Raw genomic sequence first — 26,854 nt, 5'->3', positions numbered from 1 at the left:
CTCTTTCCTTCTTATTTTCCGCCGAGCACTGCATCAATATAAATTGATGGGTTAGCTAAAGTATTTGCCGCATCACTTACATAACTGGACAACCCCTCTGCTCCAAAGCCAAGTGCAATCGTGCAAATTGCAAATAATACAATTGGAGTAAGCATTCTTTTCGGCAAAGGCGTTTCATCTTCAATACTTATAATTGTTTCGCCAAAAATAGCATTTAAGAAGATACGTAATAATGAATACAACACAACAACACTTGATATAAATGCCAGTGCTAATAATACGTATGAACCTGTCTCAATCAGTCCTTGCCCAATAAGTACCTTGCCTACAAATCCGCTAAGAGGTGGAATCCCAGCAAGTGATACCATTACAACAAAGAACATCCAACCCAAAACAGGGTAATTTCTTATCAAACCACTCATCTTGTCAAAGCGCTTTTCTCCAGTTAAGTAAATCATCGTACCAGCAAGTAAGAACAGCATAGCCTTCGCTATCATATCGTGCATTAAATAATAAATGGCTCCTTCAAAAGCCGCTTCTGTCGAAACGCTAAGTCCAATTAATACAAAGCCCACAGCAATCACAACATTATACGCAACAATTTGGCGTATATCTTTATACGCTAAAGCCCCTAAACAACCAGCAATGATCGTCACCGCTGCCATACCTTTAATGAGCATATGCGTCACTTCCGGCTGATGTATGAAAATAAGTGTGAACATACGGAACAAGGCATAAATCCCAACCTTTGTTAGAAGAGCTCCAAACAAAGCTGCCACAGCAGTAGGAGGCACACTATATGAACCTGGCAACCAGAAAAATAACAGTAGACCAGCTTTTAATGCAAAGACAACTAGAAAAAGTAACGCTATTGTCGTCAAAATAGGGTCTTGCCCAGCTTCAGCAACTCGCTCTGCTAAATGCGCCATATTCAATGTTCCTAATGTGCCGTATAAATACGCAAGTGCTACTAAGAAAAACCAAGAAGCCAATACATTTATTAGTACATATTTTAATGATTCACGTAGCTGTGCCTTTTCCCCACCAAGCGTAATAAGTACATACGATGCCAACAACATCACTTCAAAACAAACAAATAAATTAAAAATATCTCCTGTTAAAAAGGAACCATTTACACCCGCTACTAGTAATAACACGAACGGATAAAAAAACATGTTTTCTCGTTTCTCACCAATAGACGAAAACGCATAAAGCAAACAAATGGCTGTCACAATACTCGTTGTTAATACAAGTAATACAGCAAAAGAATCTGCAACAAATAAAATACCGAACGGTGGCTTCCAACCACCAAAATCAAGTCGCATAATACCCGTCTCTTGAATTCTTCCAAGCATTATCACACTTACAATAGCTATTGCTACCATCGTCAACAGACTAATCACACGTTGTGTCTTCACATATGGACGTAAAAACACGAGTGCGATACCAAGCATAATTGGTAAAATTAAAGGAATTACTACAATGTTATTCATTCTCTGGCCCCCGCAATCCTTCCAAGTCATCTGTTCCATTGGATTGATATGTGCGATAAGCTAGTACCAAAACAAAAGCTGTCACAGCAAAGCTAATAACAATTGCTGTTAAAATTAATGCCTGTGGCAGTGCATCTGTATACGGAGCTTCAGCTTCTTCCAACAGCGGTACATTACCCTTTTTAACACCGGCAATTGTTAATATTAATAAATGGACTGCATGCGATAATACAGCAGTTCCTAAAATCACTCGGATCAAATTTTTCGAGAGGATTAAATACGTAGCGACTGCAATTAGCACACCGATTAATAAAATCATTAATGTTTCCATCGTCTACTCATCCTCACTTATGCTTAAAATTATGGTAACAACGACACCAATAACGGTCATTGCCACACCTGCTTCAAATAATACAACAGAGGCTAATTCCGTTTCACCAAAAATCGGTAAATTCAATTTCATAGCAGCCTGTGTCATGAAATCTTTGCCGAAAATGACTGAGGCAAAACCCGTCCCTGTAGCTATCAACACGCCCAGTGCTGCAACTAATTTAAAATCAAACGGCATACCTTTATGCACTGTCTCAATATCTGAAGTTAAGTACATTAATACAATTGCAGATGCAAGTACTAGCCCCCCGATAAAGCCTCCACCTGGAGAATAATGCCCTGAGAAGAATAAATAAACGGACAATGTCAAAATGATAAAGACGACAATTTTTGTTACCGTCCGCAAAATTACATCATTAATTTTCATTGTCTGTATCCTCCTTTCTCGCCTTCAGTTTAATCAGTGTATAAACACCTAAGCCGGCAATAAAGAGAACCACCACTTCAAGCATCGTATCAAAACCACGGAAATCACCTAAGATCGTATTAACGATATTGGCGCCTCCGGCTAGCTCGTATGCATTCTCAAAATATGAAGAAATTGAATCAAATTCATCATAGTACATTACTGCAAATGACATCACCACTACAAGCGCGCCTACTGCACCAGCGACTACTGCATTACTTATCTTCACTGATTTTGGAGAATCCTCTCGTTTCCATTCTGGTAAAAATGAAAAGCAAAGTAAAAATAACACTGTCGTCACGGACTCCACAATAAGCTGTGTCAAAGCGAGATCTGGTGCTCGGAAAATAACGAAGAAAATTGATACACCGAAGCCAATAACCCCGTTTAATAAAGTAGCCGTTAATCGTGACTTAACAAAAAGCATAGATATGCCAGCTAACAACATCACAATGATTAACATCAACTCATAAATCTCAACCGGCGCATCATTTGCACTACTATACGCAAATCCACCACTAAATAAGAAATAGCCACCAACCGCTAAAATGAAAAATAAATAGATATAAAGGACATATTTCCTTAGTGAACCCGTCATATAACTAGTTGTCACCTTATTTGAACCACTTTCAAGTACCTCTAATAAATGCCTGAACAGTTCATTAAACGAAAAACGATATGGGAATATTCGATACACAGGCTTCCACGTTTTTAATTTCCTGTACAACATTACCCCAACAATAACGACCCCTATCGTCATGAGTAATTCCGTATTAATACCATGCCAAGCATGAATTTCTGGCGTAAGTACATCAGCAGGAGCAAATCCCGGATAAATACTTGCCATTGCAGGTTTCAAAATGTATTGACCAAGAACATTTGGGAAAACGAATATTCCTACAACAAGCACACATAAAATAATTGGAGAGACAAGCATTCCTATTGGTGCCTCGTGAATAGGTTTCCCCTCATTGTTTTCATAAGGTTTACCAAAGAATGTTTTAAAAATGATGATCATGCAATATACAAATGTGAAAATACTCGCTATCCAAGCTACAACAGGGAATAATATCCCTATACTACTAATTGAAAAGATATCAAGTTCTCTCATATGAATCGCTGCCGCAAAGAACATCTCTTTACTTAAGAAGCCATTAAATGGTGGCATTCCAGCCATCGACAAACTACCAATGACAGCGACCGTAAACGTCAGAGGCATTAGTGACATCAAGCCCCCAAGCCTCCGTACATCACGTGTACCTAGCTCGTGATCCACTATTCCAACCATCATAAATAATGCACCTTTAAAGGTTGAGTGGTTTACTAAATGGAAAAGTGCAGCAAAAGTTGCCTGTGTATAAATAATAGTAGAGTCTGAATAACCCAGCCTAAAGGCGACTGAACCCATACCAAACAAACTCATAATAAGTCCTAATTGACTGACGGTTGAAAATGCGAGTAATGCTTTTAAATCCGTTTGTTTCACCGCATTAAACGAACCCCAGAACAACGTCACAAGCCCAGCTACAGTGACAAGCCAAAACCAAATCGCATCTCCACCGAAAATAGGCGTTAACCGTGCAACTAAGTATATTCCAGCCTTCACCATCGTAGCTGAATGTAAATATGCACTAACGGGCGTTGGTGCTTCCATCGCATCTGGCAACCATATATGGAATGGGAACTGTGCAGATTTTGTAAATGCTCCAAATAATATTAATATCATTGCAGGAATAAACAGCTGATGGTCCGTGAATTCACTTACATTACGTATGATTTCATGCACACTATATGAACCCGTCATCATATGCAACATAATAAAACCAACAAGCATCGAAACGCCGCCAGTAACTGTAATAAGCATCGCTTTTTGTGCACCAGCACGCGAAGCTTTACGATGATGCCAAAACGCAATAAGCAGGAATGAAGAAACACTTGTAAGCTCCCAAAAAGCGTACAACACCATTAAATTATCGGAAAATACGACGCCAAGCATAGCGCCCATAAAAAGGAGTAAATAGCAGTAAAAATGTTGAAGGGATTCTTTAGCAGATAAATAGAAAATGGAATATAAAATAACTAAGCTACCTACACCAGTGATAAGAAGTCCAAAAATCATACTTAGTCCATCTAAATATGTTGTAAAGTTTATATCTAAAGAAGGAATCCAATTATACGTATGAGAATAAGTATGACCTTCCGCCACAAATGGGACTAATCGAACTAGCATTATAAAAATAATGACAGGAACGGCTAATACAAGCCAACCTATATGTAGTTTTGTAAAACGCCTATATAGTATTGGAATAAGTATTGCCATCAAAAACGGTATTACAATTGCCAAATTTATTGTCAAAAGTCCAAACCTCCTTGTAACAGTATTCTAAAATTATGTGAATTTTAATTTGAAATGGTTAACCTATGGCAAAATACTTACCAACATATTAAGAGTCCTGACTAAGGTTCTTATAGTGCTTTATTAATGAAAGAATGCAGAATTAGGGGTAAAACAATACGTGGTAAAAAACTAGTATTACATCTATTTAATATCTATGAACGCATATTATGGCGATAATATATTAAAAAGGATATAACGATATTACCTGTAAATTATACAATATTTTCTCGGTCATTTCACTTTTATGCTACTCGAATCATCATAATAGACACCCCTGACACAATAAATAGTCATAAAATTGTTAATTTTTCTTTATCAATATTAAAAAAAGACGAATTTTCTATAGACATAACCTCCATCATGTCATAAAAAATCCGCCGTTATAATACATCTTCTTCATGTTAATTTTTGATTAACTTTTCCATTTTTCTTTTCTCTATTTCTTTCATCTCTTTTGCTGTTTTAACCTTCTCATGTAGTTCTGAAGAAATCTCAATCGTATATCTACCTTCAAAGATTACTTTTTTCAGTTCATCGATTGTTGAACATTCTTGTTCAAGCTCATTTACAATACACCCATATTGCATAAAATGATGCGTATCACTGCCACCAACAACTGATTTTTCTAGATTTTCTGCGAAGCCTATACTTTTTCAGAATTCTCATTAATACCCTGTTGATATAAGTCTTTCCCATTTAAATCGAATGCATCTAACCTACAAAGCAATTGTGGATCCAACTCATTCAATGAAGTACTGTCTCAAAATGGGTGAGCACCTATTTTCAAAAGATTATATGCTTCAGCTTTTTCAAGTAACTGTTCAAATTCAATAAAGCTATTTTTATCTGTAAACGGTTCAAGGGCTATACGTAGTTCACCAATATCTGTACGATTACCAATTAATAAAATATGTCCTACTTCTTTAATATCCACTTCCATTGCTGGAAAGACCTTTATGCCGTCAATTAGGTAATACTCATTTTCATAAACAAATGTTTGATCAAAGTAGAGGTGCGTTATGGGAGTTCCATTCAATGATTGCTCCCACTTTTTTAATAGAAAATTTAATTATTGATGTAGGAAAACAGTTGAAGGAAAATTCTATTTCAAAACTCGAAAAATTAAATTCATTACGCAGTAAATATAAAGATTTATTGCGTAGATAATTTTTAATTTAATTTATTATTGTTTATCTTTCTTATCAAACGAGGTCCTTTCCTTATAACCTCTTATTAAACAATAAATTTTTACATATTTGGGCACTTGACTATAAATGTGAGTACCATCATAATAAGAAGCCATATGGATACATATTAGTATTCATGATTATTTTGAAGAAAAAGAGTCAACTCTAAAAGTGATAAAACGGATTATTCCTAGACGCAGTCAGGTATTTATATTCTTGCTTCAACTAACCATATAAAATTAAGACACTTTCATATAAAGGAACAAAATACTAAACACGAGGTGTGAACTGCCGTGAAACATTTAAGAGGACGTATGGACGAGAGTATTTTAGTATGTGCATACTACGGAGCAAACGGAGAAAGATTGATTCGCAGAGGGTATAAAATGGCTAAAATGCTAGATTGTCCACTCTATATTCTAACGGTTGATCCGCAGCCATTTGATAACTTCGATGCTGAGAAGGTTGAATATCTTAACAATTGGCAACAACTTGCGGAAGAGCTAGAGGTAGAGGAATTTATCATTCGCGACAACGAGAAAAAGCCAATACAAAATGTTATTGCAGAGGTTGCACACCAATACAACATCACACAAGTCGTTATTGGACAAACTGCACAAAGTCGATGGGAGGAAATTACGAAAGGTTCATTTATGAATTTACTTCTTAAAACAATCTCTTTTGTCGATTTACATGTCGTTTCTGTTGAACGTCACGTCCGTAATGAAGAAGATGCGATGTTCGAAAAAGGTGTTCGAGCATATTTACTAGAGGACGGTAACGATTATAAAGTAAGCTTTACATGCTCAAAAAACATTTATTACGAAGGTATTTTCTTCAAAGAAATTGGTACTGATTTTGACAATGGTATCTTCAAGTTTATGCATGAAAACAAAATGCATGAGGTACATATCTCTGAAAATCATGTAACAGATTCAACGAAAATCCCAAGTAAATCTCGCCAATAATAAAAGCTGTCTAAATGGTTATTTAAATGAACCATTAGACAGCTTTTTCACTTATAAATACCTTTAACTTTTTAATTTCCATTTACGATCTGTCGGTAATGCAAAAGCAACTAATGCAAGTATTGGTAATACAGATATAACAACCATTGTTTTAAAAATCCCATAATGGTCCATCATAATACCAATAACTACTGCTCCGATTGCTCCCATCCCAAAAGCTAATCCAACCGTTAATCCTGCCATAGTGCCAATTTTACTTGGTACTAATTCTTGTGCGTAAACTACTGTCACAGAAAAACTTAGCATAATGAAGAATCCTATTAAAATAAGTAGTACAATAACACCCCACAATGGAACATAAGGCAATATTAAGGCAAGTGGCATCGGTACAAGCACCGATAATAAGATGATATTTTTACGCCCTAATTTGTCTGCCATCGGTCCCCCAAAGAATGTCCCAACTGCACCAATAGCTAAAAATATAAAAATAATCAACTGCCCTTTTTGTATAGTCAATCCATACTTATCCATTAAATGAAAAATATAAAAGCTTGTTATATTCGTCACATAAAATGAACGAACAAAAATGACCATCATTAATAAGCCCAGTGCTATTCCTATTTGCTTTTTCGTCATTTGTGGCAAAGAAGAAATAATCCCTTTTTTCTTTTTAGATAAACGTTCTTCCTCTAACTGTTTTTTATACCACGCTGAAATTTTAGTTAAAACTATGATGCCTATAGCGGCAACAATTAAAAACCACGCTGCTCCTTTTTGACCAAATGGCACTAAAATAAAGCCACTAATCAAAGGTGCAAGTGCTTGTCCTGAATTACCACCAACTTGATAAATAGATTGTGACAATCCACGTTTCGAACCTGCGGCCATAAAAGAAACACGTGAACCTTCTGGATGGAAAATAGCAGAGCCAAAACCTAAAAATATAACCGAAACTAAGATCATCCAGTAATCTGCGGCAAAAGCTAAACCTGCCATACCAATAAATGAGCTAGTCATACCAAGCGGTAGTGCATAAGGTTTTTGCTTTTTATCGCTAAAATAACCAACAACCGGTTGTAATACTGAAGCTACCATATTTAATGCGAATGCTATAAAACCAAGTTGAGTAAATGTTAAACCTCGCTCACTTTCTAATACTGGAAACATCGCTGGGATAACGGCTTGTAAAGTATCATTGAACAAATGACAAAGCCCTATTGCAAACATTATCGGATATACTGGATTCCCTAGCGAGTGCGTTTTATTTACTGTCGTCATCTTCTTTCATTACACTTCCTTCTGTTTACGAAATAATCAATTTACTTATTATAACAATAATTAAGCAAATGTTTTCATATTAATCGGGAATATCTATTGTTTTTAAAGGAAAGCTAACAGATATGAAGTGAAAAGGAGTTTGATTTACATGGACCATTTTTTCGAGATTAACTTTTGGGAAATGATGCTGAGAACAACCATATCATTTATAGTACTCCTCATATTGGCACGTTGGCTCGGGAAAAAACAGCTAAGTCAGTTAACGTTTTTCCATTACATTACAGGTATTACGATTGGTTCGACAGCTGCAGAAATCGCTTCTCAAGAAGAAACACCCTTTATAGATGGCTTGATTTCTCTAGTATGGTGGACTGCTTTGACAATACTTATGAGTATCCTCGCAATTAAGTTTCCAAAGATACGAGTAATAATCGATGATACACCTACAGTTATCATTAAACATGGTGAGCTATCTGTACAAGCATTAAAATCCGCGAGGCTGCATATGGATGATGTCATGATGATGATGCGTGAACAATCCGTCTTCTCAATTCAAGATATAGAATACGCTGTCTTAGAAACAAATGGAGAACTGAGCATTTTGAAAAAGACTCCTCAACAGAGTGCCACAAAACAAGATGTAAAGGCCGACGTCTCAACTCCCCCTCATATACCCATGGAAGTTATCGCTGATGGGAAGATCGTCTGGAGTACAATGGAGGAACTAAATTTAACTGAAGATTGGTTAATACGTAAGCTCCGCAAAAAAGAGATTGAAGCTGTAAATGATGTATTTTACGCTCAGGTCCAACCCAATGGCTCACTGTATATTACCGTGAGGGATAAGGATATATAATAATTCATTTACTTATTATTAAGAATAAAATTATGATTAGTTTTTTCAATATTGGCTTATACAATTATTAATAAAGAGCGCTTTTATTCGATAGGCGCTTTCAATTACATAATTCACCTTTCCTAAATCAGTAATAATGTAGAGAGTACTTATGTTAATAAACCATTCGTTTTTATTGTTCTTTGCGTGTAGTAAATTAGCAATTATCATAGGTATTCTCCAGGAAACACCTTTTTTGTTTTTAGTGAGTAATTCATTTCATGAAATGAATTAAAAAGGAAAATTATTGTTGAATAGGGACATTTTTATAAGTGGCTTTATCAAAAAAACCTTGTTGTTAATTCAACAAGGTTTCAAAAATTATTTATCATATATATTTTGCAAAGCAATCTTCATCGGTTCGCGAACGTTTACCTTATTACGTATAGCTTTTGCTTTTTGCTCAGCTTCTTCGACAGAAGTTGCTTGTCCTAGTTCAATAAGTGTACCAACCGCGACAGTACCTGCACGGCCACCACCGCCTCCACAATGAAAAAAAACTTTTTTCCCATCACGATATGCTGATACTACTTTATCGACCGCTTCCAAGATAGAGGCTTCAACCTGCTCCGCTTCATCTGCAATAGGGGCATGTACTCTATAATAAGTAACTTTTTCTGGTTCTTTCACACGTAAATCGACGACAACGTCAATTTTTTCATTAGTAACAGCTTCTTCTGCATCTGCTGCCCCTCCAAAGAAAATTCGATCATCCAATAATGCATGATATTTTTTCTCCACCATTAAACACCTTCTTTAATAAGTGATTTTATCTCCTCGAAACATGGCATTGCTGTAATAGCACCTGCTTTTGTTGCAGCCATTGCGCCTAATTGATTTGCAAAGAATACACAATTATAAGCATCTTCCATTGTTTTTGGTATACCATATAAATGTGCATGTCGTAAAATACCAGCCATAAATGCATCGCCAGCACCGGTCGAATCTACACATGTAATTGGAATCGACGGTACATGTTTCACTTCACCATTCAATACGACATACGTGCCTTGTGCGCCAACCGTTATCATTATAAAAGGAATATTGTATTTTGCTAACGCTACAACCCCCTCTTCTAGGGTTGTGGTTTCTGTTAAGAAGAACAGTTCTTCATCAGCCAACTTCAACATATCTACACTTTGCAAAAATGTATTTATTGTATCATAACAAACTTTTTGGCTTTCCCAACGTAATGGACGAATATTGGCATCCATCGCAAGTAATACATTATGTTTTTTAGCCAATACTACTGCTGCACGAGTTGTTTCAAGTGCAGTCGGATGGAACATAGTATTTGAACAGATATTAAATATAGAAGCACGTTTAAATGCTTCTTCTTGCAAATGCTCAGGCTCTACTTGTAAATCAGGTGTTTCATCAATATAATTCGTAAAAATGCGATCATTTCCTTCAGTTAGATGGACATGTACACCACTTACACGTTTTTCAGGGACAATTTTTGCATAATTCATGTTTACGCCCTCTTTATCTAGCTCATTACGGACGAATTCAGATGTTTCATCATCCCCTGTTATAGTGATTAATGCAGAAGGCGCACCGATGCGACTAATTCCTGCAGCTACATTTACAGTAGCACCACCTAAAAACTTAGTAAACGATGTGTTAGTCATATCATTGGCAATAAAATCTACAAACGCATCTCCGTATACGAGAACGAATTCTTTTTTTGAGTCTAACATTCACAAACTCCTCCACAAAATATCTTACTTCTAGCGTACCATGAAATCGCTCATTGAAAAAGTTTCTTTCGGTATTTTTCGACATCTTTCGTCAAATTAAGGAGAACCTCCCTTTCATTCTTTAATTCGTCATAGGCACAAACACTTATAATCGGAAATTGCCTTCTCTATTTGCTATACTTAACCTTGAAGGAGTTTGATAAAAAATGATGATTACTGTAAGAAATGCTGAACTAGCTGATGGTAAATTTGTCGCACCACTTATTATTGAGGCAATAGGAGATATCGCAAATCGTATGACAGGTGAAACAGAACCTAAAGCTATCGAAAGCGAATTAATTAACTTATTTGAGCGCACAGATAACCGTCACTCATACCTCAATACATATGTTGCAGAACATAATGGTCAAGTAGTCGGTACTCTAGTAATTTATTCGGGTGATGCAGCACCGCAAATGGATGCCAACTTAGAAACATGGCTACAAGAAAAAGGCGCAGAAACACCAAAAGTGGATAAAGAAGCTCATGAAGACGAATATTACGTCGATACAATTTGCATCAATCCTGACTTCCGTGGTCAAGGGATCGGCACCATTCTTCTAGAATTCTCCGAACAACTAGCACGTGAAAAAGGTTATAAAAAAATATCATTAAATGTAGAAACTCAAAAAGAAAAAGCACTCCAACTATACAAACGTATGGGATACGTCATCACAGAACCATGGACAATCATAGACGAACCTTTCCACCATATGGTTAAGCCTCTTTATTGCTAAGGTACTCGTCCATCGACCAAAACCAAAAGCTTCTATCCCTATGGTTAACAGCTTTAAATAACAAATTTTATAATTACTACAACTAATATAAAAACATGAGTCTCTTCAAAAGATGCTCATGTTTTTTTGTGTAAAAAGTAATACTACACAGTAAACTTCCCTCTTCACAAATTCTAAAAAAATGTTATACTATCCTCTTGGTTGATTCTAATCTGGCCAATAATAGGAGTTGTTTATATGAATAAAAATTTATTTTACTCGCTATTAGTTGTACTTGCGGCTAGTAGTTACGGAATATTGTCCACTATTATAAAGGTAGCTATGCAACACGGATTTGATTCAGCTGAGGCAGTTACTAGCCAATATGTTATTGGATTTTCACTTGCATTGCTACTCTTTATATTTACACAACGTAAGTTACCTCGACTATCTAAACAAAGTCTGATTATATTACTTTTAGCCGGGATTTTCACAGGTACGACAGGTATTGTTTACGGAAAATCTTTAAATTATTTACCTGCTTCTTTAGCGGTTGTTATGTTATTCCAGTTCACTTGGGTTGGCATGCTTATCGATTGTTTATTACATCGTCGCTTACCAAAGCGCGAGGAAGTCATTTCTCTTATTTTCCTCTTCGCGGGAACAATTTTGGCAGCTGGGATTTTAGATGTCGATTTAAGCGGTATTGCTTGGCAAGGTTGGGTATTTGGTTTTGCTGCTGCAGTCAGCTTCTCTATTTTCATCCAAATCAATTCAAGACCAACTGAAGAAATTTCTACAATTGCACGGATGTTGATTATGTCATTCTTTGCACTTGTTTTAATATCTATTTTCTTATCACCTGAAATTGTTTGGAATGGACAATTATTTGGTGCTGGACTTTGGAAATTCGGCTTACTACTTGGAGTATTTGGTATAATTTTACCGATATTATTATTCACAATCGCTGTCCCTAAAGTCGGTGGTGGTATGGCTTCTATTTTAAGTGCCATGGAACTACCTGTAGCAATTACTGTTTCGGTTGTTGTGCTACATGAATCTTTAACTTGGATACAAATTGTAGGGATTATTCTAGTATTAATTGGTATGACTTTACCTACTCTATTGACAAGAAATAAAGCAAATTAGATAAAACTTCACACTTTTTTTGCAAACTCTCTCTTCTTTTTTGGTACAATCAATCGTATTGAATAGAAGGGAGCTTTTTTTATGCGCAAAATTGCACTAACAGCATTAGCATTAATTTCAAGTGTTGCACTTGTAGCTTGTAATGATAATGAAGAGAAAAATACAGATAAAGTCGAAAAACAGGAAGTCAAGGCTCCTGTTCTAAAAGCTGATGTTACTGTCCCTAAAACCGCTGATGTCGGAGAAAAAGTTGAATTCCAAGTAAAAGTAACAGAAGATGGAAAAGTTTTAACAAATGCTTCAGAAGTAACGTTCGAAGTGGAAAATGCTGATACCCATTCAGATAAAATGTTAGAAACTAAAGTAAACAAAGATAATGTCTATGTAGCTGAAATGACAATTAAAGAAGCTGGTAATTATGAAATTACAGCACATGTAACAAATGGTGAGGGTCATGAAATGGTCGATGCAGATATGAAAGTTGCAGGAAAAGTCGCAAAAACTAAAGACAATGATCACGATTCAGAAGAAGCACATGAACATGCACATGGAGATACTTCTGCTACATTCTCTCAAACAACTGCTAAAAAAGGTGAGAACACTAATTTTAGTGTCACTATTGAGCATGACGGTAAAGCACTGACAGATGCAAAAGTTCGTTTCCAAGTTGTTAATAAAGATACTGAAGAAGCTGGATGGTTAACACTAAAAGAAAAAGCAGACGGTACTTACGAAGTAAAAAACACTTTCAATGATGCAGGTACTTATAATGTAACGCTTCATGTTGAAAAAGGCAAAGAGCTTCATTTCCATGAAGAAAAAACATTTACAGTGAAATAAATAACAGAGCAAAGGCCCGTAAAGTTTATATCTTTAGGGGCCTTTGTATATTCAATAGTATAATTTTAATTACGCTTTGAATTTTCCTTTTGGTACATGATAACATTTGGCAAAGTAACTTTCACAAGCGTACCATTTTCTTCAGAAATCTCTAGGTCACCATTTACAAACTCGACTCTTTCCTTCATACCATTTAAACCGTTACTCGACGGTTTTCTATTCATATTAGAAATACCTATACCATTGTCCAATACAGTCAATTGGATGACATCGGATTTTTGTTTAATGGTAATTTTGCATTCAGTTGCTTTACTATGTCTTACTACGTTATTGACGGCCTCTTTCAAACACATACTTAATGTATTGCCAATAATTGCAGGAATGTGATTAAATTCTGATTTACCTTCAATAATCATTTTAATATCAGCTGCTGTTAAAATTTGTTGAACATGTAATAGCTCATCTTCAATTTTTACAGCCTTCATATTCGACACCATTTCTCGCACTTCTTTTAAAGCAATACTAGCTGTTTGACGAATATCCCGAAGCTCTTGTATTGCAGCATCTTGATCTTTTTTTACTAAACGAATAGCCAAATCACTCTTCAAGCCAACCATAGAAAGCTTTTGCCCTAAAGTATCGTGCAAATCTCTAGCAATCCGTTGACGTTCTTCATAAACGCTTAGTTCAGAAATACGCTCATTGGCAGTTGCTAATTGTCCTTGTAATTTATCACGTTTGTTTGTGCTATATATATAAAAGGGCCCTAAAATCACACCAAATACGACAATAACGATAAAAGGAATCTCTTTAATAAATAGCTCTGTCTCGATAAAGAAACCCCCTATAATTGAACCAACGGTCATAGCAATATGAAGACCATACATAATATAGAACCCAACAGTATGGCGAATTCGCCCGATAAAGAAAGCCGTGAAGAAGGCAAAATAAATGTAGCCAAAAAGAACTGTCATTACCGCATTTATAACCATCTCTAGGGAAATGCACACATAAACTAAACCATTATTAGTACTATAAGAAAAGCGAAAACAAATAATATATACAATCAAAATAGCAACTGCAATAGATACAATTAATGTAGATGTTGTACGAAAAACAAAGTAAAGAGGGACGAAACAGAAAAGAATCCAAGTCGAAATACTAAGCAATGGATTTTTCGGGAAAATACTATACCAATTCGACATTCTGTCAATTCACCACTCTTTCTAATCTTTTATTATAACAAAATTTTAAAAAATCCAAACCGATAGCCATTTTGATTCTAGAAATCATAAAACATCACCTGACAACCACTAGCATGTTAAAGAAATAAATTCTTCTAAATAGCACTTATAATATTTATGAATGATTGATTATTATATTTAGACGAATTAAATTTCTAAATTAATGCAAAATAATGCACACGTAGTTTACAAATCACATATAATATTGTAATATCAACATATGAGCATGTGTTCATATAATAATATTAGGGAGGGTCAATTAATTGGAGCAAAGTAAACATCACTTTTTAAATGAATCGACGGTTGAAGATGTTGCAAGAACTTTCAAAGCATTAGCAGATCCTACAAGAGTGAAAATTTTATATTTACTATCGCAGGAAGAATGTTCAGTTGGACATATTGCAGATGTTCTGAACATGACTCAATCTGCTGTATCCCATCAACTATCCTTTCTGAAAAACTTACGTTTAGTGAAATCACGTCGTCAGGGTAAATCATTATTTTATAGCTATGATGACGAGCATGTTATTGAAGTACTCAAACAAGTAATTGACCACTCATTACATGATTAGGGGGAATTTATATGCATCATCACGGACACGACCACAGTCATGATCACGGGCATCACCACCACGGGCATGATCATAGCAGGGACGGCAACAAAAAGGGGCTTATTATAGCCCTTTCAATCACGGCAGGAATTATGTTATTGGAGTTTATTGGAGGCTTAATTACTAATAGTTTAGCTTTACTTGCAGATTCTGGACATATGTTAAGTGATACAGCTTCTTTAATCCTAAGCTTAGTGGCGATAGGATTTGCTGCTAAAGCCGCTTCTCCAAAGAGAACATTTGGTTACCATCGATTTGAGATTCTAGCAGCCTTTTTTAATGGCATCACTTTATTCTTAATTGCAGGTTTCATCATCTATGAAGCTTATGGAAGATTCTTTGAACCACCAACTGTTGCTAGTGGTTCTATGATGTTAATTGCTCTAGTTGGATTATTAGCAAATCTTATTAGCGCATGGTCATTAATGAGTAAAGGTGATGTAAAAGATAATGTCAATCTTCGAAGTGCTTATCTTCATGTTCTTGGGGATGCATTAGGTTCTGTCGGAGCTATCGTTGCTGGTATTGTCATGTATTTCTTCGACTGGTACATTGCAGATCCGATCATTAGTGTTGTTGTTGCATTATTAATTCTAAAAGGTGCATGGGGAATTATTAAGCATACCGTACATGTATTAATGGAAGGGACACCGGCAGCAATTGATCAACAAGAGGTAAAAAAAGCATTAGAGAGTATAGATGGTGTTATTAATGTACATGATCTCCATATCTGGACAATTACATCTGGATTAAATTCTTTAAGTTCTCATTTACTAATTAAAGATGAAGAAAATGAACAAGTGATTCTTCAAAAAGCCATTCATGTAATCGAGAAAGAATTCCATATTGGACACACTACAATTCAAGTTGAAAAATCAATGCTTCAACATGAAAACATGAAAGTCTAAAAATGTAGCAGGTATTAAGAAATCGTTCAAAACGAATCAATTCTATCCTGTTTCCTATGGGAAAATAATTTCGTGAACAATTATCCGCGGAATTATTTTATTTAAACTTAATATACCCTCCCACGGTATGGTATTATGTAAATGTGCAATTCAAATGATAAAAGATTAGAAGGTTGTGAAAATAGATATGACTCAAAATGACAACACAGTGAAATTAGCCGTTAACGGTGGAATTTCATTTGGTGCTAAACTAAATGCCAAACAGTTGGCTGTCATTGCTCAGTACATGAATGACGGGGATGAACTGGAATTGACGACTTTCCAGCAGCTTTACATCGATGTACTTGAAAGTAATGTGGAATTCGTAAAAGGGAAATTTAAAGAAGTTGGCCTGTCCTGTTACCCTGTCGGAAATTTCGTCAAAAGCCTAAGAACTTGTAATTTCTGCAAAGGGTCAGAACAAGAAGGTATGCCAGTTGCTATTGAACTAAATAAACGTATTGCAGGAAAACCCGTTCCCTTTACGCTTCGCCCAGCCTATACAGGTTGCCCCATCGGCTGCGGTGAACCTTTAGTCAATGATATCGGCGTCATGAAAATCAAAAATGGCTATGATTTATATATAGGAGGAAAAGCAAAAGGTTTTGATGCTCAAGCAGGGACTTTACTAATGGAGCAACTTACTCCTGAACAATTGTATGAGGTTGTAGAGAAAATCGTTGAAATTTATGCTGAGAATGGTAAAAAGCGTGAACCGTTATTTAAATTCATTAAACGCTTTGGATTAGACAATCTTAAAGCGCAACTTGTTCATTAAATATAGGAAATTTAAAATTCGAGAGTAATATATCAATATATATAAGTTATACTGTAATTCCACTTGCACACGTTTCATTTCATACTAAATGAAGCGTGTGCATTCTTTCTATTTAAGCTATCTCAACTATATAGAAATTCTATACTCATTTTGCTCGATCCAATGATTTATGTTCTTTACTATTCCTCTCTCATCATTGATGTAGAATCTTAAATATCTTTATATATGAAAAGATTACTTTTATATTTGAATGAAAAAAAGAACCTGCTTACTTTTGCAGCAGGTTCTCGATTTTTAGTTATTAATCATTAATAACCTTTTTACTTCATCTAGATTTTGTTCAAATCCAATCATTACTGTTAGCTTGCTAGCCAGACCTAACAAAGAGTTATTTTTGAACACAAAGGTAGGAACCATTCTTGCGCCGCTTAACTTGATTAACTCTTTTTCCTTTAACGGCTGTTGCGTTAAATCATAATCTATATATGAAATGTTATTGTTGGCAAGAAACACTTTCGCTTCCTGACAATCTGAACATGTCGGTCTTGTATAGAGCTCCAATTGAAGTTTTTTCATTCATAACGACCTCCCACTAAGTATTTTATAACCTAGCAAAAAGGGGTTCTCATCAGTCGTTCTCCCGACTTAGAAATACCCCCTTTTCAAAATCTTATTTTACTTCGATTACAAACGGATAAGCGTTTACTTGTTCACCAAACTTAAATTCAGCCCACATTTTATATACACCAGGCTTAGTGAATTCTGTTTTAAAAACGGTTTGATCATTCGATACAGGATGTACATGAATAAAGTTCTCCGCGTTTTCATCTAAAATGACAACATGGCCTAAAGCACCTAAATATTGTTCAGGTTTAGCCCCTTTCAAATCAAAATTCAAAGTGATTTCCTTATTCACATTAAATGCTGTAGTCTTAAGCTCCACTGGCTGATTGTTAATGGTTTTTGTAAATCCTTTATCTACAACAAGATTATTCCCGCTGTTCTTTTGATGTGTTTCACCAACATGAAATTCAATTGGTTGCACTGAATACGGAAGCCCTTTTGGTTTGATATCTACGAATGCTTTATAAGAATTATCAGCTAAGTCAAACTTGTTTTGATAGATTCCTTTATTCGCTTCTTCAGGGTGAAAATGATGATATTCTTCTAAGTCTGCACTAACAACGATTAAATGCATTAGCTTTTCGTGGGAAACTTCTAATTCTGGTGCATTATTGTTTTTGTCTTTTAATTCTACTGTTGTAATTCCATTAGCGTAAGCTACTTTAGGTGTAACTTCACTCATGTCACTTACCTTATGATCTGTATGTTCATTTTTACTATTATGATCGTCTGTTACTTCTGCTTTTGGGTTCATATTGGCATATACACTGTAACCTATTATGATAATTCCTAAGTAGACAATTGCGGAAATAGCCCAAGTTGCCGTACTACGTTTCATATATATTGCCTCCTCTAAACTTTTAGCTTAATACGTTGTAGTCTTAAAGCATTTAGAACAACAGAAACGGAACTAAACGCCATTGCTGCTCCAGCTAACCACGGAGCTAATAAACCGACTGCGGCTATTGGTACACCTAAACTGTTATATGCAAGTGCCCAGAAAAGGTTTTGTTTAATATTCAAAATGGTCTTCTTACTCATGAAAATTGCGTCGGCAATACTGTTTAAATCGCCTCGAATTAGCGTGATATCTGCCGCTTCCATTGCTACATCAGTACCTGTACCAATTGCCATCCCAATATTAGCTGTCGCTAATGCTGGAGCATCATTGATACCATCGCCTACCATCGCAACAATTTTCCCTACAGCTTGAAGTTTTTTTACTTCATCTGCTTTTCCTTCTGGTAAAACTTCTGCAATGACATGCTTAATTCCAACTTGAGCTGCAATTGTTTTTGCTGTTTGAGTGTTATCTCCTGTAATCATTACTACGTCTAACCCTAATTTGTGTAAACGAGCAATAGCATCTTTTGATGTTTCTTTAATTGTATCTGCTACAGCTACTAGACCCGCGTATTGACCATCGATAGCAACTAACATAGCTGTTTTACCTTGCTTCTCTAAATTCTCCATTTGTACTAATACATCTTGCACTTGAATGTTGTGTTTCGCCATTAGTTTACGTGTACCAATCAATAATTGTTTACCATCCACTTTAGACTGAATACCGTAACCAGGGACTGCTTCAAATATTTCAGAAGAACCAAGTTCAATACCTTTTTCTTTTATCCCTAATACAATTGCTTCTGCAAGTGGATGCTCAGAGTTTTTCTCTGCTGTACCCACAAGTTTAAGGAAGTTTACCTCATCTACACCTTGTGCTAACAAAACATCTGTTAATGATGGTTTACCATTTGTAACAGTTCCTGTTTTATCTAGGATAATTGTATCTAAACGGTGTGTTGTTTCAAGATGTTCGCCACCCTTAAACAAGATTCCGAATTCTGCTGCACGGCCCGATCCAGCCATGATTGAAGTCGGTGTCGCTAAGCCAAGTGCACATGGACAAGCAATGACTAATACTGCGATGAATTTCTCAAGTGCTTCCGCAAAATCTCCCGGACTCACCATGAAGTACCATACAAGGAACGTAATAATAGCTATACCTACTACAATTGGAACAAATATACCTGAAATCACATCAGCTAAACGTTGAATCGGTGCTTTTGAGCCTTGTGCCTCTTCAACTACTTTAATTATTTGCGCTAGAGCTGTATCTTTCCCAACGTTCGTTGCTTTAATTTTCAAAAAACCATTTTTGTTAATCGTTGAACCAATAACCGTATCGCCCACTGTTTTATCTACAGGAATACTTTCACCCGTTAACATTGCTTCATCAAGTGCTGATTGACCTTCCACAATTTCACCGTCAACAGGTACTTTTTCACCTGGTTTAATGTAGACAATATCCCCTTTTAATACTTCCTCAATAGGAATGATTATCTCTTTGCCGTCACGAAAAACAGTAGCGTTTTTCGCTTGTAGCCCCATTAATTTCTTAATAGCCTCAGATGAACGACCTTTTGCTTTAGCTTCAAATAGCTTTCCTAAAATAATCAAGGTGATTAAAACCGCACTTGTTTCATAATATAGCTCCACCATATGAGCATTTGTGCCAATCGACTTGATACTTAAATATAAACTATAGAAATAAGCAGCTGATGTACCTAATGCCACAAGTACATCCATGTTTGCACTCTTATTTTTTAATGACTTATATGCGCCAACATAAAATTGTTTACCAACAATAAATTGAACAGGTGTTGCTAGGGCAAATTGAACCCAAGGATTCATCAACATATCCGGCAACCAAATGAAGCTTGTAAATTCGAAGTGACTTACCATTGCCCATAACAAAGGGATAGACAAAATAAGCGAGAAAATAAATTTCCCTTGTTGTTTTTGAATTTCTCTTTGGCGATGGTCGATATGGTCACCAGTTTTTTCTTGTTTTTCTTCAAGAGAGTAACCAAGTTTTTTTATCGCCTCTTGCATTTCAGGAATATTCACTTGTTCTGGATTGTATTCCACATGAACAGATTCTAATGCAAAGTTAACAGTTGCTAGTTCAACTCCGTCAAATTTATTTAAGCGTTTTTCAACTCTATTTGCGCAAGCTGCACAAGTCATCCCAGTAACATCGAAGTCAACTTTTTCACTTACTACGTCATATCCTAACGCTTTAACTTTCTCCTTAAATTTCGTAGCGTCTGTTTTATCTGAATCATAGACAATTTGTGTTTTTTCGAGTGCAAAATTCACATTTGCCTCTTCAACACCTTCCATTTTGGACAATCCTTTTTCAATCCTATTTGCACAAGCAGAACATGTCATACCTGTTATTTGTAAAGTCGCTTTCTTTTGACTCATCATTTTTCACTCCTTACATCACTGCAATTATGAATGCTTTGTTTTAAAATAAATCGTGCTGAAAAAACCAGCACGATTTATTATTGACACTTTTTTCTTTAAGTAGATTACTCTACATCATAGCCTTGATCTTCAATTTCATCTTTAATTTCTTTTAAGCTGATCACATTTGGATCTAATGATACATCTACCTTTGCTGTATCAAGATGTACTGTTACAGATTCAACTCCGTTTAACTTACCTACATTTCCTTCAATTGAATTAACGCAATGTCCGCAAGACATGCCTTGTACGTTTAAAGTTATTTGTTGCATAAAAAAATTCCTCCTATTGTGTTTTTATTCCCTTTATAAATTTACTATACCCACGTAGGGTAAAATAAAACTTTTGTTTATCTAACTAAAAATACTACAAACTCTTTCACCTTGTTTGTACCATCTTATCTATACCTTTTCAGCCGTTCTAATAGCTACATGAAAAACTATTAATACTAATCAAATAATTAAAGTGTTCTAAAACGGAGCTTCACTTTAAGTTTTTCTTATACTCATTTTTTTATCCATCTATATTGAAAACTTGGCATTCCCGGCTAAATTTCTTAATTACTATAAGCGTCCATAACTCTGCTAATTCTTTTTATCTCTCCTTCCAAAGTTTCGTTGGAGTTTTTATTGCTCCCTATAAACAATTTACCATACCCCCGTTAGGTATGTCAATAACGAGATAAAAAGCCAGCATAAATAGCTGACTATCACTCATTAGGACTTTGCAAATTGCTTAAAAACGTCCATTAATTCTTTAATCGCTTCTTCCCCTTCACCATTCTTAATCGCATCCGATACGCAATGGCTAGTATGCTTTTCTAATAAATTCATGTTCACTTTCTTCAATGCTGCATTGATAGCGGATACTTGAATTAAGATATCTACGCAGTAACGATCGTTTTCAACCATATTTTGAATACCACGAACTTGTCCTTCAATTCGTTTTAAGCGATTTAAAATATCATCTTTTTCCTTTGTTGATCGATGTGTAATTTTTACTTCTTCTGACGGGTTTGACATATTGTCACCTTCTTTTCTTACGAGGGTATTATTAATGATGAGTTTAACTTGATTGTACCATAATTATTTTCTTGACTCTTGTTTACAAAGTAGGAGAGGTTACAATATGCTCTTTCTAAGTGTTGCGACATTTTTACTGGAATGTTTATTTATTTTGAAACGGAATCTGCATGAATTTTAATATGTTAATGGATTAATAATTTATTTTAGAAATATCTATCCCCTTACTTATATCTTCCAAAATATGCAAATAAAAAAAGCAAATCAACTAAATTAGATGATTTGCTTTAGCTAAAATTTAGTCATTAATCGTTTGAATGAAGTCTGTTAGCCTAGTAAAATCTGTTAAATTTTCATTACATGCTGCACTATCTACGCAAATATAGTTTCCTCTTTTTACATATGTGCCTATCGCTTTACCTTTTTTAGAGCTCATGAACATTCCGACTGATTGATGCTGGTTACAAATAGTACATATTCCCTTTTTACTAGATTGACTAAAGACGCCTCGGATACTTTTAATGTTGTTATCATTTCTATAAACAATATATTTACGGTTAGTTCCAGAATCGAACCAACTTAAATAAGAAATTTCAGTCCAATCTATATTTTTTAAATCTGGAACTTTCAATTTTTTATCTTTTGGGAAGAGCTTTTTTAGTTCTTTTTCAGTTAGCTTTTCAAAGGGCGTAACATAAACTTTTATCTTTTCAATAAAATTTTCAAGCTGCTCCTTCGTTTTTATAGTTACGATTTGCTTCACAATACTACTGCTATCTTCATCTAATCCAATGAGTTTCTCATTAATACTCTCCATTACTAGCGCCTGTACCGCCTGAAGGACATGCCCATCATTGGTGTTCGCATAAGCATTAGCTAATTTCTTAGCCTGCTTCTTGACGAACTGGTATTGCTCTACATTCATAAAGAGTTCCATTCGTATCACTTCCTTTATATTCAACTTACTACATATATATCAGGTTTACAATTGGGGATTATTTTTATAATTAAACTCTACATAAAAATAGCTGCTAGTTACGATAGCAGCTATTACGACTTATTTTGTATAAATAATTTTTTTTATTGTTTCCACAGATAAATTGTATTGCTCGGCTAGGTTTGTTAAAGATGATCCATTTCGGAATGCATCTCGTATCTGTGCATTGCGTATAGATAGCCGTTTACGCTCACCAGAATGAACTCCCCATTTGACCCTGTTTTTTTCTAGCTTGGGAATATAGAGTAAATCTCCCTGTACATACTGTTGAATTTCAGCTAACAGCTTTTGCGGTATAATATCCTGTGCATTCACATATCTCATTGGAACTCGCTCCTTCACTATCATAATTGAAGTTTAGGGCAAAGCATTTCAATGAATAATATGACATGCAACGGCGATGATACTTTAATCACCCCATGCAAAGAATCGCCAAATTATTATTAAAAGGCTTTGCATGAGTTCTTGTAGTAGCTGGTAAGTATTTTTCATATCCCACCCTAATCACATCCTTTTATAAATTGGACGATACGATACGATAAATCAATATCGATTCACACAATATTTTACACCGTTAAAGGACTATTTTGCAATTTCTTGTTTGTATGATCTGATTGATTACTTCACCTATGAAATTTTCGATCAAAGTGATGGTAAAGTGTTAATTTGACTTGATTTATAAGTATTTCCCGGGAAATACTTTGCAAATAAGGGCTAAAATACTTAATATAATTATATTTATGCTGTAAGCCTTATACTAAATGATTTATTATCAGTTCTTGTTTTATATGTGTGTAAAAACGCAAAAAGCACCTTCAATCTATTTTCTGAAGATGCTTTTCTCATATATATTACTTCATTTTCTACCCTTAGTATCGATCATGAATGTTGTAATGATGAATAAACCAAAGCTTACCAATAAAATCGTTCCGCCTACGATATAAAAGACTAATGCGAATGTTTCGTTCACGTTAAATGGCTTTAGTGCGTTTAACCACATACCGACCGTTAAACCAATAGAGCCAATAATTGCAGTCCATCCATGCGCCGCTACTAATTTTGCTGATTTCACTTTATAGACGCGATAGAACATACCCCATGAGAACACTGATAACCAACCTACTAATAAAATATGAACATGAATCGGACGGAATTGATAACTACCAGAGCCCGCCATATGCGAACCTAATCCAGCTCCAATCAAACCAAAAATTGCTGCTAAACGAATTAAGCGTAAACTCCATTTTGCCTCCATAATGTCATTCCCCCATAGAATTTTTTATTACTATGGTAGTAACATTACTTTGCCAATATGAACACCACATGAACAAATCGTTACAAATTAAGTAGTTTGGTTGTAAATGTGGTCCTTTTATTCGATGAACTCATTACTCAGATATCGTCATTAGATACCTTATAAAGCTCTTTGATAATTTGATGTACCTAGTTTATATTTCTACTTTTTAAGGTCTATATCGGCTCTATAGACGTGTTTAAGTAGATATGTTAGCTACAGCATCTTCATCGTTCTATGCAAATATAGAAATTAAAATAATTAATACAATCGGCCCGAAAATACATGCAATGGCAGTAGGACGAGCCATATTTACCGTCCACCCAACACCAAATCGCTTCTCTACAAAGACTGATGGATCATTGCGGTTAAAATAAATAAGACCACCTATCCAGTACTGGTCTTCGTCTACATCTGTAATGCCAGAAGACGAATAATTAGTCCCTTTAGCTTCACCTAAACTACTCAATTTCACTGCAAAAGTAATTACTCCAATAATCGTGAGAAAAATGAAACTAATGAACATGATAAGCATCACGCTCTCACTTACTAGGTCGCTATGAATTGTTGTCAATTGTAAGAAACTAAAGAGAATTGTTATTAACATGGTCATTAAAAACATTAACCAACTCGAATACTTTCTCAATGCCAGTTGCTGACGAATGGATTGCTGCGTTCTAGTCGCACTAATTTTAATTCCAGAGCGACGTGTTAACTCAATAATACCTGCAAACATAATCTGCATCACTAATAAAATGAGTGGTAATGCAATTACTGAAAATCTATTTTTATCTGTAAAGGCATCCGGCTGACCGTTAGGCCCCCAATGTGTTGCAATTTTTTCAGGAAGTAATGGATATTGCATATAAGTGTAAATAATTAGGCCACCTACAACAAAGATTGGTAGTAAAAAATAGAATATCGGTAACATTTCATCACGTGCCCGTACAGACCAGTCTGTTACCTTTACTTGTTTCAGGTCTGCTCCCCATTCCTCTACTTTTTTCAACTTCGTAATTTTATTATGAAATATAAAATACATCACCATACTTATACCGATCAATATAAATTGTAGGGATATTCCCACAATAACGGCTAACTCATCATTCACTCTACTATTTAGTTCCCATAAAATATAACCTGCCACTATAATGATTAGGATGCTTAAAAGTGTTAAAGTATATATCTTTTTAGATGCTTTCACAATAGGGTGATAGACTTGCTGATCTGGTACGGTTACGCCAAAAACAATCGTCTCTTTAATCCAATATGGTACAAATGCTTGTAGTAAACCAATCACAGCGAACATAACTAATGAAAAAATATATCCATCCATTTCCTTTAGGCCCCTTTATGACAAGTTTTTTATTAGTTTTTGCACAAGTTGTTGTAAATCTTGTGCCCCCAATCCAACGACCAGCCCTTCTGCAACCACAGGTCGTAGCATTCTCTCAACTTGTTGTATTTGCGCATTTGTCACACCTAAATCATTTGGTCCTGAAACAACTGCACCAGACTTTGGGATAATGAGTATCATACCCTTCTTCTCTAATTCATGATAACTCTTATTAACCGTATGCATATTTACGCCTAAATCAGCTGCCAATGCTCTAACTGATGGTAAGGACTCTCCAGGCTTTAACTGTCCACTGGCAATACCTTCAATAATTTGCTGCGTTAGTTGCGTATATATCGGCACATCTGATTGTGGCTCAATTTGCAGAAACATACGTATCACTCCATTCTGTTCTATATATATTATAACAAATCAAATAAATACCTACAATTTAATCCATCTAAAAATTTCATTTGTTGATTCATCAGCTGCTAATTTATCAAATTTTTTATCAAAGGGGTTCATATAGCCATGACTTTTATTCACTAAGTGAGTATAAACTTGATTTTTTTGTTGTAATTGCTTAAGAATTATTTGAGGGTTAAAAGATTTCTCTTTTTCAGCAAAATAAACCACAGTAGGAACTTTTGGGTTAATATGTAAGTATTGACGAATACGCGATCCATAAAAAGCGAAAACAGCTGATACTGACTTTTCGCTACATAACCATGCCAGCGTTGCGCCTATACTGAATCCAACAATATAAATATCCTCATAAAATTGTTTTTGTTCATTTATAATTTGCTCAATTATTAACTCCGCCTTTTCAAACCCTACTTCTATCATAAAGTATGTATATGCTTCCGCTTCTTCTGAATAATGAAAAGGTTTTCTATCTAGTAAATTAGGAACCATTACATCAAATCCTGCATCATTAAAAATAACTTTATAATACTCCATATGATCGTTAACTCCATAAATTTCATGGAGTAAAATAACTAATGGTTTTTTTAATGTCATAAGAATCCACCAATCTTTTTGAATATATTATATCAAAGCTCACTAATACCTAAAATATGTAAATAAATAGTTTTATTCCTATACGACTGCAAAATTATCTATCTATTAAAAGACCTTATTATAAACAATAAAAAAAGCACAACTGATTAAATCAGCTGTGCTTTCATGTGCCTAGCAACGTCCTACTCTCACAGGGGGAAACCCCCAACT

Annotated in this window: 30 protein-coding genes; 9 read left to right on the top strand and 21 right to left on the bottom strand. The window is 35.1% G+C overall.

Translation table 11 applies throughout. The features are described from left to right. Positions 1-11 precede the first annotated feature (11 nt). The 6 genes from BK137_RS08950 to BK137_RS08925 all read right to left on the bottom strand — a co-directional run bounded on the left by BK137_RS08950 (position 12) and on the right by BK137_RS08925 (position 5,723). The gene (locus BK137_RS08950; RefSeq protein WP_038180792.1) at positions 12-1,493 is read right to left on the bottom strand and encodes a Na+/H+ antiporter subunit D; all 1,482 of its coding nucleotides are present in this window, start codon (positions 1,491-1,493) and stop codon (positions 12-14) included. Then, a complete protein-coding gene (locus BK137_RS08945; protein ID WP_038180795.1) occupies positions 1,486-1,824 on the bottom strand; it encodes a Na(+)/H(+) antiporter subunit C in 339 nt (112 codons plus the stop codon). The genes BK137_RS08950 and BK137_RS08945 overlap by 8 nt, the downstream gene beginning before the upstream one ends. A 3-nt stretch (positions 1,825-1,827) precedes the next feature. Further along, positions 1,828-2,250, bottom strand: a complete 423-nt coding sequence (locus BK137_RS08940) for a Na(+)/H(+) antiporter subunit B (RefSeq protein ID WP_038180798.1) — start codon at positions 2,248-2,250, stop codon at positions 1,828-1,830. Next, positions 2,240-4,645 carry a Na+/H+ antiporter subunit A gene (locus BK137_RS08935; RefSeq protein ID WP_038180801.1) on the bottom strand — a complete coding sequence of 802 codons (2,406 nt, stop codon included), beginning with the start codon at positions 4,643-4,645 and terminating at the stop codon, positions 2,240-2,242. Before BK137_RS08935 ends, BK137_RS08940 begins: the two co-directional genes overlap by 11 nt. A 443-nt stretch (positions 4,646-5,088) precedes the next feature. Continuing rightward, on the bottom strand, positions 5,089-5,334 hold the full coding sequence (locus BK137_RS08930; RefSeq protein WP_081730029.1) for a PHP-associated domain-containing protein: 246 nt from the start codon (positions 5,332-5,334) through the stop codon (positions 5,089-5,091). A 113-nt stretch (positions 5,335-5,447) separates the two neighbouring features. Beyond that, on the bottom strand, positions 5,448-5,723 hold the full coding sequence (locus BK137_RS08925; RefSeq protein ID WP_051448597.1) for a hypothetical protein: 276 nt from the start codon (positions 5,721-5,723) through the stop codon (positions 5,448-5,450). Between BK137_RS08925 and BK137_RS22800 the strand changes: the two genes are divergently transcribed. Continuing rightward, the gene (locus tag BK137_RS22800) at positions 5,723-5,854 is read left to right on the top strand and encodes a hypothetical protein (protein ID WP_268746457.1); all 132 of its coding nucleotides are present in this window, start codon (positions 5,723-5,725) and stop codon (positions 5,852-5,854) included. The genes BK137_RS08925 and BK137_RS22800 overlap by 1 nt on opposite strands. 313 nt (positions 5,855-6,167) lie before the next feature. Further along, entirely contained in the window at positions 6,168-6,842 is a 675-nt protein-coding gene (locus tag BK137_RS08920; protein WP_038180804.1) for an adenine nucleotide alpha hydrolase family protein, read from the top strand. Between the two features lie 63 nt (positions 6,843-6,905). Here the strand turns inward: BK137_RS08920 and BK137_RS08915 are convergent, their stop codons facing one another. Beyond that, positions 6,906-8,120, bottom strand: coding sequence for an MFS transporter (locus BK137_RS08915; RefSeq protein WP_038180808.1), 1,215 nt, complete (start codon positions 8,118-8,120; stop codon positions 6,906-6,908). A gap of 148 nt (positions 8,121-8,268) precedes the next feature. On the opposite strand from BK137_RS08915, the gene BK137_RS08910 reads away from it, so the two are divergent. After that, entirely contained in the window at positions 8,269-8,976 is a 708-nt protein-coding gene (locus tag BK137_RS08910; protein WP_081730030.1) for a DUF421 domain-containing protein, read from the top strand. 360 nt (positions 8,977-9,336) lie between these two features. Here the strand turns inward: BK137_RS08910 and BK137_RS08905 are convergent, their stop codons facing one another. Both BK137_RS08905 and BK137_RS08900 read right to left on the bottom strand, forming a co-directional pair. Further along, entirely contained in the window at positions 9,337-9,759 is a 423-nt protein-coding gene (locus BK137_RS08905) for a protein-tyrosine phosphatase family protein (protein WP_038180811.1), read from the bottom strand. Then, the gene (locus BK137_RS08900) at positions 9,759-10,715 is read right to left on the bottom strand and encodes a carbohydrate kinase family protein (protein WP_038180814.1); all 957 of its coding nucleotides are present in this window, start codon (positions 10,713-10,715) and stop codon (positions 9,759-9,761) included. The genes BK137_RS08905 and BK137_RS08900 overlap by 1 nt, the downstream gene beginning before the upstream one ends. A 206-nt stretch (positions 10,716-10,921) precedes the next feature. On the opposite strand from BK137_RS08900, the gene BK137_RS08895 reads away from it, so the two are divergent. From BK137_RS08895 to BK137_RS08885, 3 genes are all read left to right on the top strand, one after another. Then, on the top strand, positions 10,922-11,491 hold the full coding sequence (locus tag BK137_RS08895) for a GNAT family N-acetyltransferase (RefSeq protein WP_038180818.1): 570 nt from the start codon (positions 10,922-10,924) through the stop codon (positions 11,489-11,491). Positions 11,492-11,728: 237 nt separating this feature from the next. Then, complete coding sequence (locus BK137_RS08890; RefSeq protein WP_038180820.1) at positions 11,729-12,619, top strand: EamA family transporter; 891 nt, start codon at positions 11,729-11,731, stop codon at positions 12,617-12,619. Between the two features lie 81 nt (positions 12,620-12,700). Further along, a complete protein-coding gene (locus BK137_RS08885; RefSeq protein ID WP_038180823.1) occupies positions 12,701-13,459 on the top strand; it encodes a FixH family protein in 759 nt (252 codons plus the stop codon). Positions 13,460-13,524: 65 nt separating this feature from the next. On the opposite strand, the gene BK137_RS08880 is transcribed toward BK137_RS08885, so the two are convergent. Then, positions 13,525-14,664 carry a sensor histidine kinase gene (locus BK137_RS08880; protein WP_179078260.1) on the bottom strand — a complete coding sequence of 380 codons (1,140 nt, stop codon included), beginning with the start codon at positions 14,662-14,664 and terminating at the stop codon, positions 13,525-13,527. Positions 14,665-14,966: 302 nt separating this feature from the next. Here BK137_RS08880 and BK137_RS08875 point away from each other — a divergent pair, with 302 nt between their 5' ends. From BK137_RS08875 to BK137_RS08865, 3 genes are all read left to right on the top strand, one after another. Continuing rightward, positions 14,967-15,275: an ArsR/SmtB family transcription factor gene (locus BK137_RS08875; RefSeq protein ID WP_038180826.1), complete on the top strand. Its 309-nt coding sequence runs from the start codon at positions 14,967-14,969 to the stop codon at positions 15,273-15,275. Positions 15,276-15,286: 11 nt separating this feature from the next. Then, a complete protein-coding gene (locus BK137_RS08870; protein ID WP_038180829.1) occupies positions 15,287-16,222 on the top strand; it encodes a cation diffusion facilitator family transporter in 936 nt (311 codons plus the stop codon). 187 nt (positions 16,223-16,409) lie between these two features. Further along, a complete protein-coding gene (locus tag BK137_RS08865) occupies positions 16,410-17,039 on the top strand; it encodes an NAD(P)/FAD-dependent oxidoreductase (protein WP_038180832.1) in 630 nt (209 codons plus the stop codon). A gap of 294 nt (positions 17,040-17,333) precedes the next feature. On the opposite strand, the gene BK137_RS08860 is transcribed toward BK137_RS08865, so the two are convergent. From BK137_RS08860 to BK137_RS08810, 11 genes are all read right to left on the bottom strand, one after another. Beyond that, positions 17,334-17,615, bottom strand: a complete 282-nt coding sequence (locus tag BK137_RS08860) for a glutaredoxin family protein (protein WP_038180835.1) — start codon at positions 17,613-17,615, stop codon at positions 17,334-17,336. Between the two features lie 94 nt (positions 17,616-17,709). Beyond that, the gene (locus BK137_RS08855) at positions 17,710-18,501 is read right to left on the bottom strand and encodes a hypothetical protein (RefSeq protein ID WP_038180838.1); all 792 of its coding nucleotides are present in this window, start codon (positions 18,499-18,501) and stop codon (positions 17,710-17,712) included. A gap of 14 nt (positions 18,502-18,515) precedes the next feature. Then, positions 18,516-20,936 carry a heavy metal translocating P-type ATPase gene (locus BK137_RS08850; RefSeq protein ID WP_038180840.1) on the bottom strand — a complete coding sequence of 807 codons (2,421 nt, stop codon included), beginning with the start codon at positions 20,934-20,936 and terminating at the stop codon, positions 18,516-18,518. Positions 20,937-21,040: 104 nt separating this feature from the next. Continuing rightward, positions 21,041-21,247 (bottom strand): copper chaperone CopZ, encoded by a 207-nt coding sequence (copZ, locus tag BK137_RS08845; RefSeq protein WP_038180843.1) that lies wholly within the window; start codon positions 21,245-21,247, stop codon positions 21,041-21,043. Positions 21,248-21,691: 444 nt separating this feature from the next. Continuing rightward, positions 21,692-21,997 carry a metal-sensing transcriptional repressor gene (locus tag BK137_RS08840; RefSeq protein ID WP_038180847.1) on the bottom strand — a complete coding sequence of 102 codons (306 nt, stop codon included), beginning with the start codon at positions 21,995-21,997 and terminating at the stop codon, positions 21,692-21,694. 298 nt (positions 21,998-22,295) lie between these two features. Continuing rightward, the gene (locus BK137_RS08835; protein WP_038180850.1) at positions 22,296-22,934 is read right to left on the bottom strand and encodes a FusB/FusC family EF-G-binding protein; all 639 of its coding nucleotides are present in this window, start codon (positions 22,932-22,934) and stop codon (positions 22,296-22,298) included. A 120-nt stretch (positions 22,935-23,054) separates the two neighbouring features. Further along, positions 23,055-23,318: a CD3324 family protein gene (locus BK137_RS08830; RefSeq protein WP_038180852.1), complete on the bottom strand. Its 264-nt coding sequence runs from the start codon at positions 23,316-23,318 to the stop codon at positions 23,055-23,057. A 532-nt stretch (positions 23,319-23,850) separates the two neighbouring features. Next, positions 23,851-24,249, bottom strand: a complete 399-nt coding sequence (locus BK137_RS08825) for a hypothetical protein (RefSeq protein WP_038180854.1) — start codon at positions 24,247-24,249, stop codon at positions 23,851-23,853. A gap of 274 nt (positions 24,250-24,523) precedes the next feature. Next, positions 24,524-25,624, bottom strand: a complete 1,101-nt coding sequence (locus tag BK137_RS08820) for a DUF1648 domain-containing protein (protein ID WP_051448598.1) — start codon at positions 25,622-25,624, stop codon at positions 24,524-24,526. A gap of 15 nt (positions 25,625-25,639) precedes the next feature. Then, on the bottom strand, positions 25,640-26,017 hold the full coding sequence (locus tag BK137_RS08815; RefSeq protein ID WP_038180856.1) for a GntR family transcriptional regulator: 378 nt from the start codon (positions 26,015-26,017) through the stop codon (positions 25,640-25,642). Between the two features lie 51 nt (positions 26,018-26,068). Next, on the bottom strand, positions 26,069-26,644 hold the full coding sequence (locus BK137_RS08810) for a dienelactone hydrolase family protein (protein WP_038180857.1): 576 nt from the start codon (positions 26,642-26,644) through the stop codon (positions 26,069-26,071). Positions 26,645-26,854: the final 210 nt, after the last annotated feature.

Source organism: Viridibacillus arenosi (genome assembly GCF_001955655.1).
In the GTDB taxonomy this organism is placed as follows: Bacteria; Bacillota; Bacilli; order Bacillales_A; family Planococcaceae; genus Viridibacillus; species Viridibacillus arenosi.
Note: the sequence above shows the minus strand (reverse complement) of the source record. Positions and strands in the feature narration are given on the sequence as shown.